The following is a 14,849-nucleotide window of genomic DNA, read 5'->3' on the forward strand; positions in this document are numbered from 1 at the left end:
GATAAAACAAGGTAATGGCGTAGGCTAACGAAGCAGCAGCGTATTCAGGGGGCTTGCCGGAGGTGAATAATTGCAATCGCCAAAGGGTCTGGTAACTAACAGGCAACCGAGTCAAATGCGCTTTAACCCGTTGACCACTCAATAAAATTTAATGCAGTACCGCACAATAATTCGAATTCTGGGACTCTTAGTTGCACTGTTTAGTGTGACCATGATCCCTCCGACCTTCGTTTCCATTCTTTATGGTGACGGCGGTGGATTACCCTTTCTGCTGGCATTTTTCTTGTGTCTGGTGACCGGTTTGTTGGCCTGGTACCCCAACCGCGATTTTCGACGTGAGCTGCGCGCCAAAGAAGGTTTTGTCATTGTTGCCTTGTTCTGGACGGTGCTGGCGAGCTTCGGTGCATTGCCTTTTTTGCTGTTAGAACAGCCTCAAATGTCGTTAACGGATGCTTTTTTTGAATCTTTCTCGGGGCTGACGACTACTGGTGCCACGGTTATTGAAGGGATAGAGTACCTGCCCAAGGCGGTACAATTTTACCGTCAGCAGCTCCAATGGCTCGGCGGTATGGGGATCATTGTGCTGGCGGTGGCCATTTTACCGCTACTAGGTGTGGGTGGTATGCAGCTCTATCGGGCGGAAACGCCGGGACCGGTAAAAGATTCAAAAATGACGCCAAGAATCGCCGATACCGCTAAACACCTCTGGTATATCTACCTCTCTTTAACCATGGCTTGTGCCTTCGCCTATTGGGCGGCCGGCATGAATTGGTTTGACGCCATTTGCCATTCATTCTCTACCATTGCTATTGGCGGTTTCTCGAACTACGACGCCAGCTTAGGTCAATTCGACAGTCCTGCAATCAACCTGGTTTGTGTGGCCTTTTTATGGATATCCGCGCTGAACTTTGCCTTGCATTACAACGTGGTAAATAACCGCAGCTTGAAGGCTTACTTTTATGATCCCGAGCTGCGCGCATTCTTCCTGATCCAGTTTGTTCTGGTCGCCATCTGTTTTGCTGTGCTGACCCATAATCATTGGTACGACAACGTGGAGACGGCTTTTGACCAAGCTCTGTTACATGCAGTTTCCATTAGCACTACAGCTGGATTTGCCACGGACAATTTCTCTGGCTGGCCGCTGTTCCTGCCAATTTTGCTGATTTTTTCGAGTTTTGTAGGTGGCTGTGCCAGTTCTACCGGCGGCGGTCTGAAGGTGGTTCGCGTGGTGCTGTTGTACCTGCAAGGAAAGCGTGAAGTCGACCGGCTTATTCACCCCAAGGCCGTATATTCTGTGCGTCTCGGTGACAGGGCATTGCCCGATCGCGTGGTCGAAGCGGTTTGGGGCTTTTTTTCGGCTTATGCATTGGTCTTTGTGATTATCATGATTGCGCTTATCGCTACCGGTATGGATGATATTACGGCATTCTCTGCTACCGCCGCCTGTTTAAACAACTTAGGGCCCGGGTTGGGCGCCGTGGCAGCCAACTATGCTGATGTGACCGACAGCGGTAAGTGGATATTGGTGATTGCTATGTTGTTTGGGCGTCTCGAAGTGTTTTCCTTGTTGGTACTTTTCTCACCGACATTCTGGCGCAGCTGAAACCTGCTTGCGAGTGAATATGCTGGTTTTCTGAGCGTCATCTGATACAGTCTGCATAAGTAGGTGGGATAACCCTGATACAAGGTATGTTGCGGTCCCCGACCTTTTTCGAGGAATGAGTTAATGTTCGCTTATGTCGCCCGCCATCCAATATTGGATAGCGATAAAAATGTATTTGCGTACGAGCTATTGTTCAGGGACGGGCGCAAAAATTGTTTCCCTGACATTCGTCCTGACGAAGCTACGTCGAAGATTATTACAGCCAGCCACCTGACCCTCGGGTTGGAAGATATTGCCTGTCACAAGACTTCCTTTATCAACTTCCACAAGGAAACACTGCTGCATGGATTTCCGACCATGCTCGATCCGGAAACCGTGGTGGTTGAATTGGTGGAGTCCATTCCCACAGACAGCAATATGGTTACCGCCTGTAAGCAAATTAAAGATATGGGCTACCGGTTGGCGCTTGATGAGCACAATTTCGATCCCAAATGGGATGTGTTTTTGCCCTACGTAGACATCATTAAGGTGGATACCTTACGTAGCGATTATGAAACCATCGCTCGCAATCTGCCGAAGTTTCAAAAAGCCAATGTGAAGCTGGTGGCCGAAAAAGTTGAGACGCAGGAGGATTTCCTTCGCTTCAAGGAAATGGGATTCGACTACTTCCAGGGGTTCTTCTTTGCTAAACCCGAGGTGATTCGTCAGCGTAATCTGCCCACCTCGAAATTAATTTTGCTGGAACTGATGCAGGCCAGCTCATCCAAAGATTTTAGCTTCGAGCGTATCAACGATATTTTCCAACGCGATGTGGGCTTGTCCTACATGTTGCTGCGATTTATCAACAATCCGACCATCAATAAGCGTTATAAGATTTCATCGCTTCGCCATGCCCTGAATTACTTGGGTGAGATGGAGCTGAAGAAGTTTATCGCCATTCTTGCCTTAGCAAACTTGGGTGATGAAAAGCCCATGGAATTACTGCATATGTCTCTGGTAAGAGCCAAATTCTGTGAACTGGTGAGTATGGCAAGAAAGGATCAGGACAATCCACCCAAAGGATTCTTGGTTGGTTTGTTCTCTCTGTTAGACGCTTTGCTCGATCAGTCGATGCCACATCTGGTTGAAAAACTGCCTATTGACGATGAAATTAAAGGGGCGTTGTGCGGGGCTGATGGCCGTCTTCGCAATTACCTGATGCTGGCCCGCGCCTTTGAGAGTGCCAACTGGCTGAATCTGATCAAGCTCTCGAACCAGCTCGAGCTAAGTCAAAAATTACTGCATGGCTTGTTCAACGAAGCCATCGTATGGGGCAATGAGGTCCGTCAAACGGTTTCACCCCATTATCCCAAAGCGCAGGCCAGGGGATAACCACGGCGCTGCATTTTTAGGCGAACAAAAAAATTTATTGTTTTGCTGTTGACAAGGTGTGCGCGGATCAATAAAGTACGCGCACTTCTCGCCCAGGTGGTGGAATTGGTAGACACGCTAGCTTCAGGTGCTAGTGGCCGAAAGGCCGTGGAGGTTCAAGTCCTCTCCTGGGCACCAAATTCCGACAAAAGCCTCAATCTCTGATTGGGGCTTTTGTGTTTCTGGCTCAGTGATTTCTCTGATTCCAATTTATTGTTTGCGTAGCTCGTAGCTCGTAGCTCGTAGCTCGTAGCTCGTAGCTCGAATGGAGTGCGCACGTCCTTGATGTTAGGCACCCAGGTCGGACATCCTCTGTCCTCCCGTAAGCGCCTGAATTTGCTGCGCGCTCTCGCAAATTCCGGGCGGCGCTTACCCAAAGAAAAAGGCGCTGGGTTGGAACAGCTTTTCAACGTGGCTGATAAATTTCTTGTCCACTAAGAACAGGATCACATGATCGTCGGCTTCAATCACGGTGTCGCCATGGGCGATAATCACTTCGTCTTTTCTGACTATTGCCCCAATAGTGGTGCCGGGTGGAAGCTTGATATCGTTAATGGCTCTGCCGACCACCTTTGAAGTATTAGCGTCGCCGTGCGCAATAGCCTCTATTGCCTCTGCCGCGCCACGACGAAGTGAGTACACATTAACAACATCACCCCTGCGTACATGCGTGAGGAGGGCTGAGATAGTGGCCTGTTGTGGTGAAACGGCAATATCGATTTCGCCACCTTGCACAAGGTCCACGTAGGCACTGCGCTGAATCAGCACCATGGCCTTCTGTGCCCCCAGGCGTTTGGCCAGCATGGCGGACATAATGTTAGCTTCATCGTCGTTGGTCACGGCAATAAAGACATCGGTATCTTCAACCTGCTCATCGATCAAGAGTTCCTGATCGGACGCATCACCACAAAAAACGATGGTTTTCTTAAGGTGGGTGGAGAGGTATTTGGCCCGGTCCTGGTTGTACTCAATGAGTTTTACCTGGTGGTTTTGTTCTAATTGCCGAGCAAGGCCTGCTCCGATTAGGCCACCGCCGGCAATCATGACCTTCTTATAACTGGCTTCCAGCTTTTGCAGTTCGCTCATTACCGCTCGGATGTGCTTAGTGGCGGCAATAAAGAAAACTTCATCATCTGCTTCAATCACCGTACTGCCCAAAGGCCTGATAGGGCGACCGCGTCGGTAAATGGCGGCCACTCGGGTTTCCACATTGGGCATATGTTCTTTTAGTGCTGATAAAGCATGTCCTACCAATAAACCACCGTAATAGGCTTTTACGGCCACAAGGCTGACTTTGCCCTCGGCGAATTCAACCACCTGCAGGGCGCCGGGATAGTCAATTAAGCGCTTTATGGAACGGGTCACCAACTGCTCAGGGGCGATGAGGTGATTGATAGGAATATCGGAATGCTTAAACAGTTGCTCTTGGTAAGCCAGATATTGCTCCGAGCGTATTCGCGCAATCTTCGTTGGCGTCTTAAACAAAGTATGAGCAACCTGACAGGCTGTCATATTGGTTTCATCACTGTTGGTCACGGCGATGAGCATGTCGGCGTCTTCGGCGCCGGCCTTTTTCAGCACATCGGGGTGAGAGCCAAATCCCGATACTACTTGTAGATCAAGCCTGTCCTGAAGATTGCGCAAGGTGTCATAGTCGGAGTCTACAACGGTGATCTCGTTTTTCTCGCCTACTAAGTTTTCCGCCAGAGTGCCGCCGACCTGGCCTGCGCCAACGATGATTATCTTCATGTTAGGTTATTCTTATTGTGGTTTGTTGCCATAGGCCCTTTTGCCGATAGCGTAATTTCATAGAGCAATAAGCAAAGGCTCTCAAGACTTTAGCAACCTTGCATAGTAGAAACCATCCATTTGCTCCTCGCCGGGTAGGATCTGCATGCCGGGATCTTCTACAGATTCACCATCACGTATCATATCCAGCTTGGCATCCTGGTGACGCGTCAAGAAAGCTTTTATCTGTTCTCGATTCTCTTCTGGTAATACAGAGCAAGTGGCGTAAAGCAGGGTGCCGCCTTTAGCCAATGTTTGCCACATGGCATCCAGGATGTCGGCCTGCAGCGATACCAGCTTCTGAATATCATCGGCTTTGCGTAACCATTTTATATCAGGATGTCTGCGTATAACGCCGGTCGCAGAGCAGGGAGCGTCAAGCAGAATACGATCGAAGGGGCGGCCGTCCCACCAGTCAGCAGGCGAGGTGGCATCGCCACACAACACCGTTGCCTTATGCCCTAATCGTTGCAGGTTTTCTTCAACGCGAGCCAGACGAGCTTGGTCGGCATCAAGGGCGACGCACTCTTGCATTTTGGGTTGCCATTCTAACAGATGGCATGTTTTGCCACCGGGAGCGGCGCAGGCATCCAGGATCCGATCTTGCGGTTGAGGATTGAGCAGAGGCGCCGCAAGTTGAGCTGCGCCATCTTGAGCGGCAAACCAGCCTTGCTGAAAACCGGGCAATGCGGTGATATCGGTGCCTTTGGTCAGGATCACGGCATCCGGGTGTTTGGCTGATGTTTTATAGTCGATGCCAGCTTCACTTAAAGCGTTAATAAATGTCTCTGCATCTACATTGGCGCGATTTATTCGTAACCAAATCGGTGATTTACTGGCCATGGCGCCGAGCACATCATCGAGTCTGGTCGGGTAGGCCTGACTCAGCTTGCGGTAAAGCCATTTGGGTAAGCCAGACATAATCTGAGGATCCTGAGGGCGCTGGTTGGCCATTTCCTGTCGGATAAAATTACGCAGACAAGCGTTTACCAAGCCCTTGAGCCCGGGACACTTCAACACCTCGCAGGCGCCAACCGTTTCAGCTACAGCAGCATGTTCCGAAACACGGCTGAAAGCCAATTGATAAAGGCCCAGTAACAATAAAGGTTCGACGACTTTCTGACGTCCCTTTAAGGGCTTTTGCAGTAGCTGTCTGAGCCAGAATTGCAACAGTGGGAGTTGCCGTAGTACGCCAAAAATCATTTCCTGCAGCCAGGCTCTGTCTTGTTCCTTGTGTTTCGACTGTATTGCTGGAAGCCATTCTCTTAACGATTGCCCCTGCTCCAGCACGGAAAACAGGGTCGCGGCGGCATCAGCTCTTAGAGTACGGCCGTTCACGCGAGCAGAGTTCCTGGCTCAAACTGTGCCTTTCTGGCATTTAGCACATCGGCTACCGGCATGGCCCGTTTACCGGGCATTTGAATGCTTTGCAAATTAAGGGCACCGTCACCGGTGGCCACCAGAATCCCCTCTTTATCGGCACGCAGGATAGTCCCCGGAAGGCCCTTTCCTTGTTCTACTCTGGCTTGCCATACTTTTACCGGCTCCCCCCCTGACTCGAAGAAACAAATCGGCCAGGGATTAAATGCCCTGATATTGCGCTCCAATTGCACGGCAGGCATAGACCAGTCCAACTTGGCATCTTCCTTTGTTAACTTATGGGCATAATTGGCCAGACTATCATCCTGCTTTTCGGCATTTAGCTGCGGGAGCTGATCCAATGCCTCAATCAATGCTTGGGGCCCCAGGTCGGCTAGTTTTTCATACAAACTGGCGCTGGTATCGTCAGGCAGAATCGGCATGGCGCGTTTTAGCAGCATCGCTCCGGTGTCCAGGCCCTTATCCATTTGCATGATGGTAATTCCGGTTTCCTTGTCGCCAGCCCATAGCGCCCTTTGAATAGGGGCGGCGCCCCGCCAACGAGGCAACAAAGAGCCATGGACGTTCAGGCAACCCCACTTAGGGATATCCAAAACCGCCTGCGGCAAAATCTGCCCATATGCCACCACAACCATCACGTCCGGGGCCAGGTCGGCGAGTTCTTTTTGACTCTCCGGGGTCTTCATACTTGAAGGCTGAAATACCGGGATACCCTGAGCTTCAGCTAGAAGTTTTACCGGACTTGCCTGCAGTTTCTTGCCACGCCCCGCCGGTTTGTCAGGCTGGGTATAAGCGCCGATAACTTCATGGCGTGATTCAAGCAAAGATTGGAGATGACGTGCGGCGAAGTCCGGCGTACCGGCAAACAAAACTCTTAAAGGAGAATTCAAATTAACCTCAGGCTTTTTCCAGCAGGCGGGCTTCTTTTTCCAGCTTCTTACGAATACGCTGGCGTTTTAGTGGCGACAAATAATCAACAAAGAGTACGCCTTTAAGGTGGTCCATCTCATGTTGGATGCAAATGGCCAACAGACCCTCCGCTTCCAATTCAAATTCTTCACCTTTTTCATTAAGGGCCTTGACGCGAACGCGCTCTGCTCTGTCTACCTTGGCATAGTTGCCGGGTACAGACAGGCATCCCTCTTCACTAACCGTACAACCATGCTTCTCAATCAACTCAGGGTTGATAAACACCAAAGGACTGTCCTGATCTTCGGAGACATCCATTACGATAACGCGTAGGTGAGTATTCACTTGTGTTGCTGCTAGTCCTATACCTTGCTCTTCCTTCATGGTTTCGAACATATCAACAACCAGTCGGCGAATTTCATCATCAACCTTTTCAACGGGCTTCGCCACTGTGCGCAGGCGTTCGTCAGGGAATCGCAGAACTTCTAATTTTGCCATCTTCTTTCAACTACAATTGAACAATTAACAGTTAAACGGCAATGAATCACTGTATCGGATAACATACGATACTTTGACCAAGGCTATTTATTACTGGTGGATAGCGGATATTCTAGCTTAACTAAGTGTAAAAAATAATAGACCGCAAGAATCAGGGGGAATCATAGTGAAAGCACTGCGCAAATACCTATTGCTGTTGGGGGTTATTCCCTGGCTGGCGTTGTCGGTTGAAGTAAAGAACGATGCCCCTGAGGTCTACGTGGTCAAAGAGGGCGACACCTTGTGGGATATCTCCTCGTTATATTTATTGCAACCATGGCTGTGGCCAGAGTTGTGGCGTAATAACAGCCATATTCAAAACCCTCATTTAATCTTTCCCGGCGATCAGCTTCGGCTGACCTATGATGCAAGTGGCAATCCCCAATTAAGCTTGGGACGTAGTGATAAGAAAGTCCTCAAGTTGAGCCCGACAGCAAAACGCCAACCAAAACAACAAGACGCCGTACCTGTTATTCCGTGGTCGGTGATAAGTCCGATATTGGAGCAGGGATTGGTTATTGAGCAGGCAACTTTTGACGCTTTACCCAAGTTGTTGGGTGATTACGATAAGAACGGCTCGTTTGCTACAGGCGACCTGGTTATTGGCCAGTCAAAAGGGACTAACGAAGAGAAGTACCTGGTGCTAAGACGTCAAAATGACTTGTTCGACATGCAGGACAATTTACTCGGTTTTCAGGTCAGATATGTTGCAGATGCCGAGGCCATTGGCAAGCAGCCAAAAGGACAAAACATCGTACGCATCAGCGCATCGAATTTCGAGGCTGTTCAAGGCGATCGCCTGGCGCCGACCCATTTCCTTGAAAATGCAGAACAATTGCAGCTGCAGCCGGCAGAAGGCGTGCAGGGACATATTATTGCCAATTTACGAGAGCATCGTTTGATGGGTAAATACGATGTGGTGGCATTAGACCTCGGTAAAACCAAGAACCTTCAACCAGGTACCGTAATGGGCATTTATCAGCGTGGCCCCGCCATAGACGGTGACAACAAACCTGAATATGTGGATACCAGCGGTTGGTTTTCCCAGGCTTTCAATGACGAGAGTGTTCATCAGGCGCCACCCCTGAAAGTAGGAGAGCTGGTTGTCTTTAAAACCTTTGATAAGGTGAGTTATGGACTGATCCTGCGCGCCTCTAAGATGGTTGAAAGAGGAAATATCGTCGCCAGACCATAGGGAGGTCTATGCCGGAGGAATTGGCAACAAGGCAGTGGTTGATACTGGAGCAGGTGCCAAAGCTGGGCGTAGTGACCCTGGCGCGCCTGCTTAGTGCATGTGAAGGACGTCTTTCCCGGCTTTTTGATTTAAGTGAACAGGCTTTACAACAACTGGGTTTAACTACTGCGCAGCGTCAGGCGCTGTTCAAGCCCGACCTCAAAAGATTGGACAATGCCTTGGACTGGTTGGTGCGGGCCAAAGACCACTCTTTGTTGACACTCGATTGTCCAGACTATCCGCAAGTGCTCCGGGAATTATCCAGACCCCCTTTGTTGCTGTTCGTAAGAGGTTCAACAGCGCCACTGATGTCCAGGCAAATCGCTATTGTCGGCAGTCGCAACCCTAGCGCCGCAGGACGTGATATTGCTCATAATATGGCTGCAAGTTTGTGCGAGTCTGGTTTCACCGTTACCAGTGGTTTGGCCGTTGGTATTGATGGTTGTGCGCACAAAGGCGCGCTGGCTACCAAGGGAATGACCATTGCGGTGTTGGGGGCGGGATTGGATAACTTGTACCCAAAAAGACATCAAAAACTGGCAGAGGATATTGTGGCTGGTGGAGGATGTGTGATCAGCGAGTTTACGCCAGGTATGCCCGCATTGGCAGAGAATTTCCCCCGCCGAAATCGCATTATCAGCGGCTTATCTCTGGGCACTTTGGTTGTGGAGGCAGCCTTGAAAAGTGGCAGCCTGATTACAGCTCGTTTTGCCCTTGAACAAGGGCGGGATGTTTTTGCGGTACCTGGCAGCATTCACAGTCCGCTATCCAAGGGATGTCACTATTTAATCAAGCAAGGGGCCAAGTTGGTGGAATGCGTAGAAGACATTCTTGAGGAATATCAAACCTTTGACTTTCAGCCTCATGAAAAGCCCACAAAAGCCGATAAAAAAAGTGAAGAACAAAACTTGGCAAGCCACAGATTGTTAGATAGTGTAGACTTTGAAGTAACGTCCACGGACGTGATTGCGCAGCGCAGCGGCATCCCAGTGAAGGTGGTGCTTTCAGAATTATTAGAATATGAGCTGCGAGGTCTGGTAGCTGCCGTTCCCGGTGGTTACGTCAAATTGAGGGGAAAATAGTATGTTTGACATCCTCATGTATCTTTTCGAGAACTTCATCCACAGTGAAACCGAAATTCGTGTCGACCAAGACGAGTTGACCGATGAGCTTGTGCGCGCTGGTTTTCACCATGATGAAATCTACAAGGCACTGTCTTGGTTGGAAAAACTGGCCGCTCTGCAAGAAACGGATATCAATCCGTATCTGGTCAAGGTGTCCAATACGGCCGTCATGCGCATTTATACTCCGGAAGAGGAAATGCGTTTGGATGTCGAATGCCGGGGCTTCCTGATGTTCCTGGAACAAATCAATGTGCTGGATGCCGCTACCCGTGAAATGGTTCTTGACCGGGTGATGGAGATCGATGCCGCTGAATTTTGTCTTGAGGACCTCAAATGGGTGGTATTGATGGTGCTGTTCAATGTGCCTGGCAAGGAAAATGCGTACGCCCAAATGGAAGACTTATTGTTTGAGGAGCCAGAGGGGCCGTTGCACTAATTTAAACCCCTCTTCAACGCTTAGATATTAAGCGGCAATGTGATATGACATAATGCGTTTATGTCGAAAATAGATCACTCCCTTTTCAGCGCCGACGAGCATGCCCTTCAACATGCCTACGGCGATTGCCCCGAATGCTCAGCCAAGTTACAGATTCGTTCAGGCCGCTCAGGCCCATTTTTAGGTTGTAGTCGCTATCCTGAATGCCATTTCAGCAAACCACTGCATGAGTTCGAGTATACCCAGGTAAAGGAAATTGAAGGCAGCCAGTGCCCTCAGTGTGGTGCCCCCCTGGCCGTGAAGAAAGGGCGCTTTGGCCTGTTTATTGGCTGCACTAACTTTCCTCAGTGTCACCATATCGAAAAATTGAATCGCCCGGGGGAGGCTTTGTTGGCTTGTCCGGCCTGTAAAAAGGGGCAGTTACATAAACGCTCGAACAGGTATGGCAAGTCCTTTTATGCTTGTGACCAATATCCAGACTGTCGCTATGTACTGAATTTTGAACCTGTTCCCCAGCCTTGTCCTTGCTGCGGATGGCCGTTGATGGTGAGCAGGACCTCCGCTTCAGGCCCTTTTCTGCAGTGCCCGCAACGTGAATGCCAACATAAAGTCAAAGTATGAAATTTCACGATGCTATGCGGTTTTTTCTTGTGTCAGCATGATTTAAGATGCCGCCTGAGATTTTAATCAAACCAAAGATGACCGATCAGCAACCCCCATTGCCTCAACAATTGATTGAACAGTTCCAGCAAGGCGCTATTTTGGCATATCCCACGGAAGCCGTTTTTGGCCTTGGTTGTGATCCCCTGAACGAAGATGCTGTGACTGCCTTGTTGGCGATGAAGCAACGCCCGATGGAAAAAGGTGTGATTCTGGTCGCTAGCAACTACTCGCAGCTACTGCCTTTCGTAAAGGACAACGCGATTCCCATGGAGAGACGCACGGAAATATTTTCCAGTTGGCCGGGGCCGAATACCTGGTTGTTACCCAAGTCAAGCATTACGCCAGACTGGATCAGCGGCGCCTCACCGCTGGTGGCTGTGCGCGTTTCTGCGCATCCCCGCGTGAGACAACTATGCGATACCCTGAATAGTCCACTGGTTTCAACCAGCGCTAATCTCAGCGGTAGGCCTCCGGCGCGCACATCCGATGAAGTAAGGAAGTTGTTTGCTGAGCAGGTATTGTTGATTGAGGGTTGTGTGGGTTCTCAGAAAAACGCTACTCAAATTCGTCATGGCCTAAGCGGCCAGATCATCAGGGCCAGTTAATGTCAGAAATCAATGTAGAAAACGTAAAACGATTCTTGTTGGAATTGCAGAATGGCATCTGCCAAACCTTGGAATTGGTCGATGGGAAAGGCAATTTTCATGAAGACCAATGGCAACGGGAAGAAGGCGGCGGCGGCCGCACCAGAGTCATGCGTAAAGGCCTGGTATTTGAGCAAGCCGGCGTCAACTTCTCTCATGTTTTCGGCGAGCGTCTGCCGCCTTCTGCAACGGCCGCCAGGCCGGAATTGGCCGGGCGTAGCTTTCAGGCCATGGGCGTCTCGTTAGTCATTCACCCCCACAACCCCTTTGTGCCGACCTCACATGCTAATGTGAGGCTGTTTGTGGCAGAGAAAGAAGGAGAGGCTCCAGTCTGGTGGTTTGGCGGTGGCTTTGATTTGACCCCTTTCTATCCTTTCGAAGAAGACGTGTTGCATTGGCATAAAACCGCCAAAAATCTATGTGAGCCCTTTGGTGAAGAGGTCTATCCCAAGTACAAAAAGTGGTGTGATGATTATTTTTTCCTCAAGCATCGCAACGAAACGCGTGGCGTCGGCGGCCTGTTTTTCGATGATCTCAATGAGTGGGGATTTGAGCGAAGCTTTGCCTTTATGCAGGCTGTTGGCAACGGTTTCCTCGATGCCTATGTGCCGATTGTGGAAAACCGCAAATTGACGCCCTATGCGGAGCAGGAGAGAGAATTTCAACTCTACAGGAGGGGGCGCTATGTGGAATTCAATCTGGTCTATGATCGTGGCACCCTGTTTGGCCTGCAATCTGGTGGACGTACGGAATCCATTTTAATGTCGATGCCGCCCCTGGCTCGCTGGGAGTATGATTACAATCCAATGCCCGGAAGCCTGGAAGCGCAGTTATATGATCACTACCTTAAGCCAAGAGATTGGTTAGCAGAGCTACCATCCTCCTGATTCTTCATGTGCCGCGCCAGCGGCACCAGATTTTGCCAGACAGCTTGCTTTACCGCCTCATCTGCTGGGCACTGCTTTAAGGCTTGCTGCATACAATAGAGCCACTGCTCAATCATCTTATCATCCACGGGCACATGCAGATGGCGCGCTCTAAGCCGGGGATGACCATATTTCTCAGTAAAAAGCGCTGGACCACCCAACCAGCCGCTCATAAACTCGAAAAACTTTTGCCGGGTGACAGCTAAATCCTCCACATGAATGGCTCTGAGGGCGGCCACCTTGGGATCAGACTCCATGATGTCATAGAATCTATTACATAAGACTCTAACGGCTTCTTCACCACCAACCATCTCATACAAAGTGGAGGGTTTGTCGGAATGGTCTTTCTGGGTTAGTCTCGATAACCAGTTAGTCAGCTTGGTGTTAATCACTTGGTGATACTCATGGATAAATACGCCGTTATTGGAAATCCTGTCGCTCACAGCAAATCTCCGTTTATACATAAGCTGTTTGCAGAGCAGACGGGGCAAGACATGGAATATGGTGCAATCTTATCACCCCTGAATGGATTCAACGACGCTGTTGTCCGATTTATACAGAGCGGTGGTAAAGGGATGAATGTGACCTTACCTTTTAAGGAACAAGCTTACGCACTGGCACAAACTCTCTCGGATGCAGCCCAAAAAGCTGAGGCAGTAAACACGCTTATCTTTCACCAAGGACAAATACAGGGGCACAACACCGACGGTGTAGGATTAATTGCTGATCTGCATTTTCATCAGGTGCCCATTACTAATAAGCGAGTGTTGCTGGTGGGGGCTGGAGGTGCCGCCCGAGGTGTAATACCGCCGCTGTTAGAAGGAAAACCAGCAGTGTTGCATTTGGCAAATCGCACAGTAGACAAAGCCTTGTCGCTGGCTATGCATTTCAAAGGCTTTGGCAATGTGGAGGCCTCTGGTTTGCAGGAAGTGCCGTTAGGTCACTTCGATCTGATCATTAACGCATCCTCGGCCAGTCTTAGCGGCGAAAGGCCAGAAATAGGCGAAGGGCTGGTTGGCAACACAACGGTTTGTTACGACATGCTATATAGCAGAGAGGCGACATCCTTTAACCGCTGGGCAAAGGCGCAGGGCGCCGCCAAGACACTGGATGGTCTTGGCATGTTAGTGGAACAAGCCGCTGAAAGCTTTTATCTTTGGCGAGGTATCCGACCGCAGACTGAAAAGGTGCGGGAAAAACTGCGTGAAGCCCTGATGAATTAGTCCGACCCGTTCAGGTATTCGTCTTTCAGTTCCACATAATTGATGGCAGAAGCTTTGAGGAACGCACGCTCACCTTCATTCAGTGACCTGGCTTGTTTGACCGGGCTGCCAACATAGAGATAACCACTCTCCAGTCTTTTACCTGGTGGCACAAGGGCGCCGGCCCCAATAAACACATCATCTTCTACAACAGCGCCGTCCATAATAATGGCGCCCATTCCAACTAAAATCCGGCTACCCAAGATACAGCCATGCAACATGCATTTGTGACCTATGGTGACATCGTCACCGATCAATAAAGGATAGCCTTGTGGATGTTGATGACTTTTACGGGTTACATGCAAGACCGTGCCGTCCTGAACATTGGTCCTGGCCCCGATTCGAATATGGTTAACATCGCCTCTGGCGGCCACCAGTGGCCATATACTGACATCTTCGCCCAATTCTATATCCCCCACTAATACAGCAGACTCATCTATATATGTAGTGGAAGGGCAGGTTGGGGTGACACCCCGATATGCTCGTAAACTCATAAAATACAAATTCTCTATGGTTATTAACCCATTAACGATACCAAAAATAGCTGCTTTTCACCCTCTTTGCCTGTTTTTTACCCGAACGCATCATTTTTATAAAAAAGCCCTTGATCTCTTTTGTCCGGTGCGTACAATGCGCCCCACTTCAAACGGCAAGCCAGACAGGCGAAGCCGGTAGGCCGGGAAGGCCGAATATCGGAGGATAGGTCAGGGAGAGGCGAGCAACGAAAAGATAAAAAAGTTGCTTGACACAGACGAGGGATGACGTAGAATGCGCGTCCCGCTTGAGAGAGTCAAAACGACGCCTCAAGCTGCCTGAACAGGCACAGCTCTTTAACAATTAGCAACGAGACAATCTGTGTGGGCACTCATTAAGAGTGTCAGCGCAAAAATTCATGATTTTGAAATTAATTGAAGAGTTTGATCATGGCTCAGA

General features: G+C 49.8%; 15 protein-coding genes and 1 tRNA gene. 10 read left to right on the plus strand and 6 right to left on the minus strand.

Translation table 11 applies throughout. The features are described 5' to 3' along the window. Positions 1–151: 151 nt before the first annotated feature. The 3 genes from P2G88_RS15975 (at position 152) to P2G88_RS15985 (ending at position 3,151) form a co-directional block, all read left to right on the plus strand. Positions 152–1,603 (plus strand): TrkH family potassium uptake protein, encoded by a 1,452-nt coding sequence (locus P2G88_RS15975; protein WP_275797743.1) that lies wholly within the window; start codon positions 152–154, stop codon positions 1,601–1,603. Positions 1,604–1,726: 123 nt separating this feature from the next. Next, positions 1,727–2,974, plus strand: a complete 1,248-nt coding sequence (locus P2G88_RS15980; RefSeq protein WP_275797746.1) for an EAL domain-containing protein — start codon at positions 1,727–1,729, stop codon at positions 2,972–2,974. A 90-nt stretch (positions 2,975–3,064) separates the two neighbouring features. Next, positions 3,065–3,151, plus strand: a tRNA-Leu gene (locus P2G88_RS15985). Between the two features lie 231 nt (positions 3,152–3,382). On the opposite strand, the gene trkA is transcribed toward P2G88_RS15985, so the two are convergent. The 4 genes from trkA to def form a co-directional block, all read right to left on the minus strand. Beyond that, complete coding sequence (gene trkA / locus P2G88_RS15990; protein ID WP_275797747.1) at positions 3,383–4,762, minus strand: Trk system potassium transporter TrkA; 1,380 nt, start codon at positions 4,760–4,762, stop codon at positions 3,383–3,385. Between the two features lie 81 nt (positions 4,763–4,843). After that, complete coding sequence (gene rsmB, locus P2G88_RS15995; RefSeq protein WP_275797749.1) at positions 4,844–6,139, minus strand: 16S rRNA (cytosine(967)-C(5))-methyltransferase RsmB; 1,296 nt, start codon at positions 6,137–6,139, stop codon at positions 4,844–4,846. Then, positions 6,136–7,071 (minus strand): methionyl-tRNA formyltransferase, encoded by a 936-nt coding sequence (gene fmt / locus P2G88_RS16000; RefSeq protein WP_275797751.1) that lies wholly within the window; start codon positions 7,069–7,071, stop codon positions 6,136–6,138. Before fmt ends, rsmB begins: the two co-directional genes overlap by 4 nt. Before the next feature lie 7 nt (positions 7,072–7,078). After that, the gene (def, locus tag P2G88_RS16005) at positions 7,079–7,588 is read right to left on the minus strand and encodes a peptide deformylase (RefSeq protein ID WP_275797753.1); all 510 of its coding nucleotides are present in this window, start codon (positions 7,586–7,588) and stop codon (positions 7,079–7,081) included. Between the two features lie 166 nt (positions 7,589–7,754). Between def and P2G88_RS16010 the strand changes: the two genes are divergently transcribed. The 6 genes from P2G88_RS16010 to hemF all read left to right on the plus strand — a co-directional run bounded on the left by P2G88_RS16010 (position 7,755) and on the right by hemF (position 12,615). Further along, positions 7,755–8,822: a LysM domain-containing protein gene (locus P2G88_RS16010; RefSeq protein WP_275797755.1), complete on the plus strand. Its 1,068-nt coding sequence runs from the start codon at positions 7,755–7,757 to the stop codon at positions 8,820–8,822. 8 nt (positions 8,823–8,830) lie between these two features. Then, the gene (gene dprA, locus P2G88_RS16015) at positions 8,831–9,943 is read left to right on the plus strand and encodes a DNA-processing protein DprA (RefSeq protein ID WP_275797758.1); all 1,113 of its coding nucleotides are present in this window, start codon (positions 8,831–8,833) and stop codon (positions 9,941–9,943) included. Position 9,944: 1 nt separating this feature from the next. After that, a complete protein-coding gene (locus P2G88_RS16020; protein ID WP_275797760.1) occupies positions 9,945–10,421 on the plus strand; it encodes a DUF494 family protein in 477 nt (158 codons plus the stop codon). A 60-nt stretch (positions 10,422–10,481) separates the two neighbouring features. After that, positions 10,482–11,042, plus strand: coding sequence for a topoisomerase DNA-binding C4 zinc finger domain-containing protein (locus P2G88_RS16025; protein ID WP_275797762.1), 561 nt, complete (start codon positions 10,482–10,484; stop codon positions 11,040–11,042). 77 nt (positions 11,043–11,119) lie between these two features. Then, positions 11,120–11,689 carry a Sua5/YciO/YrdC/YwlC family protein gene (locus tag P2G88_RS16030; RefSeq protein ID WP_275797764.1) on the plus strand — a complete coding sequence of 190 codons (570 nt, stop codon included), beginning with the start codon at positions 11,120–11,122 and terminating at the stop codon, positions 11,687–11,689. After that, positions 11,689–12,615 (plus strand): oxygen-dependent coproporphyrinogen oxidase, encoded by a 927-nt coding sequence (hemF, locus tag P2G88_RS16035; protein ID WP_275797766.1) that lies wholly within the window; start codon positions 11,689–11,691, stop codon positions 12,613–12,615. The genes P2G88_RS16030 and hemF overlap by 1 nt, the downstream gene beginning before the upstream one ends. Here hemF and P2G88_RS16040 read toward each other — a convergent pair. Next, positions 12,570–13,097: a group II truncated hemoglobin gene (locus P2G88_RS16040; RefSeq protein ID WP_275797769.1), complete on the minus strand. Its 528-nt coding sequence runs from the start codon at positions 13,095–13,097 to the stop codon at positions 12,570–12,572. The genes hemF and P2G88_RS16040 overlap by 46 nt on opposite strands. On the opposite strand from P2G88_RS16040, the gene aroE reads away from it, so the two are divergent. Continuing rightward, positions 13,059–13,877 carry a shikimate dehydrogenase gene (aroE, locus tag P2G88_RS16045; RefSeq protein WP_275797771.1) on the plus strand — a complete coding sequence of 273 codons (819 nt, stop codon included), beginning with the start codon at positions 13,059–13,061 and terminating at the stop codon, positions 13,875–13,877. The two genes, P2G88_RS16040 and aroE, sit on opposite strands and share 39 nt — an antisense overlap. On the opposite strand, the gene P2G88_RS16050 is transcribed toward aroE, so the two are convergent. Next, positions 13,874–14,410, minus strand: a complete 537-nt coding sequence (locus P2G88_RS16050; RefSeq protein ID WP_275797773.1) for a gamma carbonic anhydrase family protein — start codon at positions 14,408–14,410, stop codon at positions 13,874–13,876. The two genes, aroE and P2G88_RS16050, sit on opposite strands and share 4 nt — an antisense overlap. Positions 14,411–14,849 lie beyond the last annotated feature (439 nt).

It is taken from the genome of Aliiglaciecola sp. CAU 1673 (assembly GCF_029223185.1).
GTDB lineage: Bacteria > Pseudomonadota > Gammaproteobacteria > Enterobacterales > Alteromonadaceae > Bowmanella.

What these genes read in the sequence shown, in the direction of transcription:
- P2G88_RS15975 (WP_275797743.1), top strand. Translation starts at nt 152, where the DNA reads ATGCAGTACCGCACAATAATTCGAATTCTGGGACTCTTAGTTGCACTG.
- P2G88_RS15980 (WP_275797746.1), top strand. Translation starts at nt 1,727, where the DNA reads ATGTTCGCTTATGTCGCCCGCCATCCAATATTGGATAGCGATAAAAAT.
- trkA (WP_275797747.1), bottom strand. Translation starts at nt 4,762, where the DNA reads ATGAAGATAATCATCGTTGGCGCAGGCCAGGTCGGCGGCACTCTGGCG.
- def (WP_275797753.1), bottom strand. Translation starts at nt 7,588, where the DNA reads ATGGCAAAATTAGAAGTTCTGCGATTCCCTGACGAACGCCTGCGCACA.
- dprA (WP_275797758.1), top strand. Translation starts at nt 8,831, where the DNA reads ATGCCGGAGGAATTGGCAACAAGGCAGTGGTTGATACTGGAGCAGGTG.
- P2G88_RS16020 (WP_275797760.1), top strand. Translation starts at nt 9,945, where the DNA reads ATGTTTGACATCCTCATGTATCTTTTCGAGAACTTCATCCACAGTGAA.
- P2G88_RS16025 (WP_275797762.1), top strand. Translation starts at nt 10,482, where the DNA reads ATGTCGAAAATAGATCACTCCCTTTTCAGCGCCGACGAGCATGCCCTT.
- P2G88_RS16030 (WP_275797764.1), top strand. Translation starts at nt 11,120, where the DNA reads ATGACCGATCAGCAACCCCCATTGCCTCAACAATTGATTGAACAGTTC.
- hemF (WP_275797766.1), top strand. Translation starts at nt 11,689, where the DNA reads ATGTCAGAAATCAATGTAGAAAACGTAAAACGATTCTTGTTGGAATTG.
- aroE (WP_275797771.1), top strand. Translation starts at nt 13,059, where the DNA reads ATGGATAAATACGCCGTTATTGGAAATCCTGTCGCTCACAGCAAATCT.
- P2G88_RS16050 (WP_275797773.1), bottom strand. Translation starts at nt 14,410, where the DNA reads ATGAGTTTACGAGCATATCGGGGTGTCACCCCAACCTGCCCTTCCACT.